This window comes from Planctomycetota bacterium, assembly GCA_026387035.1.
Taxonomy (GTDB): domain Bacteria; phylum Planctomycetota; class Phycisphaerae; order FEN-1346; family FEN-1346; genus JAPLMM01.
Map to the genome: position 1 here is coordinate 1 of JAPLMM010000188.1, position 3447 is coordinate 3447.

Annotated in this window: 3 protein-coding genes; all 3 read left to right on the top strand. The window is 70.1% G+C overall.

What is annotated here, in order from left to right; all coding sequences use genetic code 11:
- Positions 1 to 805: hypothetical protein (locus NTX40_06730; protein MCX5648774.1), on the top strand; the 805-nt coding region annotated here is incomplete at its 5' end.
- Positions 802 to 2619, top strand: coding sequence for a hypothetical protein (locus NTX40_06735; protein MCX5648775.1), 1818 nt, complete (start codon positions 802 to 804; stop codon positions 2617 to 2619). The genes NTX40_06730 and NTX40_06735, both read left to right, overlap by 4 nt.
- Positions 2620 to 2628: 9 nt before the next feature.
- Positions 2629 to 3273 (top strand): hypothetical protein, encoded by a 645-nt coding sequence (locus NTX40_06740; GenBank protein MCX5648776.1) that lies wholly within the window; start codon positions 2629 to 2631, stop codon positions 3271 to 3273.
- Positions 3274 to 3447 lie beyond the last annotated feature (174 nt).

The window sequence follows — 3447 nt, forward strand, 5'->3', positions numbered from 1 at the left end:
ACAGGTCCCCGAGGGCTGCGCCATCTCGTGGGACGTGCGTGCCGCGGATGAGACCGACGCCTTCGGCCATCCCCAGGCACTGTGGCAGCCGTACGTTGGCGACCCGGCCACGCTTCCCGACGGGCGGTATTTCCAGTGGCGAGCGACACTCTCTGCCACGGCTGATCGATTCACCTCGCCTGCGATCACAAGTGTCGAAGCGAGCGCCTCCGAAGCAGGCTACGACCTGTATCGGGGGAGCGGATCCGGGCCGGAATCCATCGACTACGCCCAAGCCTTCGCGCGCGCGGGCCCCGGCGTCCGCGAGGTGCAGACGGAACCCCTGGAGGCAGGGACCGTGCACTGGTTCGGCATCCGGCCGGTGGATGCGCGAGGCATCGAATCGCCCATCACGCAGTCGGAAGCGCGGATTGAACTGGACGCGTCCGGCGCACCGGTGCCGGATCGGCCGGCCGGCGCGCTGGCTATTGGGGCGCAGGCGATGCCCCTGGGCGCGATCCGGCTGACCTGGCGGTACCGCCCCGGCATCACGGGCGTCGTGCCGCAGGTGTTCCGAATCTTTGGCGATGGCGGCGGCGGCACGATCGATTACGGTTCGCCGCTCGGCGAGGTCGCGTACGAGATGGGCCGTGTGGCCTACGCGGCGACCATTGAAGGCCTCGCGAGCGGGGCCGAACACCAACTGGCGGTCCGCGCGGTCGCCCAAGGCGAGGTGTGGGACGAACAGCCCGCCACCGCCCCGGTGACTCCCGACGCGGACGCGCCCGGCGAAGTGGCTGCTCTTGAAGCGGAGGTGGTGCCGTGACGGCTCCGGCCCATTGCGCAGCGTGGTTCGGGGGCTCCTCGGCCGTGACGGTCCTGGCGGCGCCGCAGGTGCAGGTTGTGATTGACGGCCGGCCCGCGCCGAGAGCGCGCCTTGAGACGGTTGAGACAGAGATGGGTCGCGCGCCGCGCGCGACTTTTTCAGTCGGTCTCGGCCGGGGCAGCGAGGACGGCGTGGACGTTCGTCTGGAAGCGGCAGCGCCGGCGATCCGTCCGGGTCTTTGGGTCACCGCGCGGCTGCTTCGCGGCGGGGTTCTGCCCGGGGCGTCGCGCGGAGACCTCGTGATCTTCGAGGGGCGAATCCTCGAGGTGGAAACGGGTTTTTCGCCCGACGGCGAGTCGCTGCGATTCGAGGCCGAGGACCTCTCGGCCGAGGTCTTGCGGCGGCGCGTCGGCGGACAGCGAATCGAGACGGCGGAAGGCGGAGCCGAACGAGTCGCCGGCCTGGACCTCGTGTTCAACCCGGACGGTCGGCCGAACGCTTCGGGTGTCCTGTACGATCCGGGCGACGGCGACACGTACGCGATCTTTGCGCCGGCGTCGCCGCCGGGGGCGATCGCCTGGACGCTGAACGAAGCCGTGGCCTACGTCCTGGGGGAATTCGCCGAGTCGGACGCCTGGCACGTGCCTTCGCGCGGTTGGATCCGCCAGACGCTCGAAGCAGTTCCGATCCGCGACGTGTCGCTTGAGGGCCGGCCTCTGGGCGAGGTGATCGAGGCGCTTCTGGAGCCGCTCGGCGGCCGGCTGCGGGTTGACGTGGAGCCGGGCGAGTTGGGCGTCAGCCGGAGCCTGGGCCTTTGGTTCCCGTCGCGCGCCCGGTCGGTGTCGCTCGCGCACCAGCGAGTGGGCGACATCTTCAGACCGAGCGCAACGCACTTCAGCGATCTGAGCGTCGGGACGCATTTTGCTGCCTCGCCGCGCCGATACGTGGCGCGCGGCGGCGTGAAGATTTTTGAGTCCACGTTCGACTTGGTTGCTGGGTGGGACGATTCACTCGCCTCGTACGACCCCGACGAGTTCAGCCCGAGCGCAAACCCGGACTTCGATGCCGTGCGCGACGTCTTCCGCAAGTGGGTCCTGAACGAGGCGGGCGAGTACAGCGGCGAGCCGTATGACCGCGGGCCGGCGCCGGACCTCGCGGGCCTGTTCGAGGGCGAACCGTACGCCCGCCGGCATCGGCGGCTTCTCCCCTGCCTTTCCCGCGACGCTCTGGGTCGCAGCCGCGGCGTGTACGTGGAAATTTCTCTGGACGGCGGCGCGACGTGGCAGCGCGCGAACCTGGCGATCAGGGTCCTCGATGATGAAGCCGGTCTGTACCTGACCGACGACCCGCTTCCGCCGGCGTACCTTCACGCGGCCATGCGTGGCTACGCGCGGATTCGCGTGACGGCCTCTCTGGAAGGCGACTCGGTTCTCCGGGCCGAGCGCGTCGCCGAAGGGGCGGACGAATCGCCCGGCCGCACGCGCGTTCTCCACGTGCCGGGCGGCTACCGCTATCGGAAAGTGGCCTCGACGAGCCGGTTCCACGGCGACCCGGCGGACGAAACGGACGATTCGGCCCGGCTCCAGGCGCTGGTGGACGCGGCCTTCGAGGCGGACCGGCGCTGCCCGGCCCCGAGCCGCATTCGGATCCCCTACTTGGCCTTCGGTCATCGCGTCGGCGAGCGGGTCGCGGGCATTCGCGGCCGGGGCCTGGATCTGGCCCGGCAGCATCCGGGCTACGAGACGGACCCGGTAATTCGCCGCACCACGGTGCGCTTTTCGCCGGCACCGGAAACGGAATTGGAACTCGACTGAGAGAAAGCGATGACGGGCGACCGTCTGAAAATCTACGGCGTCGAGGCGCTGCAGGACCGGAATGAAAACCGCGGGGCCTCGGCGACGCGCGGAGCGAGGGCTTCCGCGGAGGTGAGCCCCGGCGGTCTGCCGTACAGGCTTCTCTGGTGCCGAGTCCAGATGTCCGCGCCGGCCGACCCGCCCGACGAACGCTATTATGCCGACGAGGTGCGACCGGCGGGCGTGGACGGCGAGGGGCACGTCCAATGGGAACTGGTTCCCGACGGCCTCGGTGACATTACGGTGCATAACGTGGCGGAGGCGGCGCTCGGGACGCACCTCGTGCCGGCCGACACGGTCGTCCGGGTGGAAGAGCGGCTGGACCGCGGCGGCCCGCCCGAGTGGGTTTACCTGATGCACGTGCCGGTGGAGGCGGATCGTCTGGCCCGCGTCGTCTCGTACGAGAGCGGCGCGTACACGGTCCAGCCGGTCCGGCGCGAGGCGGGAGGCTTCGTGGACGACGGCCCAACGATCGTCGGCGTGCCAAACCTCGGCGAACTCTGGGGCGACGAGGCGGGGTATCTGGCGGGGCCCGAGGGCTTCGACCGATATGTGCGCCTCTTCCGGACGCCGGCGGGGTGGACAATCCTTCTGCATCCGCCGCGCATGGTCTGATTTGCAGTCGCGTGGAGACGAACGATGGCCTGGAGCGACCGATGGCCCGCCGCGGCGGGCGACGCGCTGGATGCGGACTTTGTGATCAACGAGGTCCGCGCGGCCCTCGTGGAACGCGATGCTCTGGTCCCGGCGGGCTTCGTGCCGTCGGCGTTCAATCGCTGGGACCCCCTG

Excerpts from the sequence above, each read along its gene's own strand:
- NTX40_06740 (MCX5648776.1), top strand. The coding sequence starts at position 2,629 with ATGACGGGCGACCGTCTGAAAATCTACGGCGTCGAGGCGCTGCAGGAC.